This is a genomic window from Thiobacillus denitrificans, assembly GCF_001530125.1.
GTDB classification, from domain to species: domain Bacteria; phylum Pseudomonadota; class Gammaproteobacteria; order Burkholderiales; family Thiobacillaceae; genus Thiobacillus; species Thiobacillus denitrificans_C.
The window spans coordinates 1-857 of record NZ_LDUG01000083.1 but is presented as its reverse complement, the minus strand read 5'-3'; the positions used below and the strand labels follow the sequence as shown (position 1 = coordinate 857).

The 857-nt window shown below is 61.5% G+C and carries 1 protein-coding gene; it reads right to left on the bottom strand.

What is annotated here, in order from left to right:
- The coding region (locus ABW22_RS16525) for a pilus assembly protein (protein ID WP_269083920.1) at positions 1-857 on the bottom strand (857 nt) is incomplete at both ends.

Genomic DNA, 857 nt, shown 5'->3' with positions numbered 1-857 from the left:
CACCGCCGACCCCGGACACCAGCGTCGTGCGCCATTTGCTGCCGAAGTAGGCCTCGGCAACCACCGGCGTGGCATCGGCAAAGCTGTTGTGGCTATAGTCCTGGTCCGGCAGCAGCTTCAGGCGCCCGGAAAGGAAGCCCGGCACATAGGCAAAGGCCTCTTTGCCATCCAGGTCGTAAAAAGCGTGCAGCATGCCATCGTTGGCGTTGACGAAGACCACGGGCTTGCGACTCTTGTTGGCGTCGTAGAACGTGCGGTAATCCGCGCCGGAGGTGCCTGAGGAAGGCTTTCCCAGGTAGACGAGGCCGCTGTTGATGATATCGCCCAGCACGATGTCGCGGGGGCGGAATGGAGCCGTCGGGTTGGCGGAAGAAATCTCGTCGCGCTGATCACCGCGCAGGTATTTCACGCGCTTGTCGCCCAAGGTATCAAACACACCGGCTGGCGTGCTGTTCAACGCGTCCTTGTGCGCTTGCACCAGATCATCCCACAGGAAAGGCGTGGGCGAGTCGGTGCCCTGGCGCCCCAAGGGTGGCCCGATCACGATGTTGCGATTGACGCCGTGGTCGATTTTGGTGGCCGTGGTCAGGACTTGGCCAGCTTCCCAGATGGGGGTCGACCCGATCACGATGCTGTTATCCGCGGACAAGGACAGTGGGTACTTGATGACCCGCCCGCTCCAGTAGTTAGCAACCGGGTTGAAGCGGGCCTGGAACACCCCTGCAGCTTCGGACGATGTCAGTCGCTGGGTGGATATCGCGCCGCCGGCAATACTGCCGGTTTCCTCGACGACGCGTGCGAACACATCGGCAATCGAGTCCAGGAATTTTTGCGCGTCGCTGACCAGGAAATAGTTC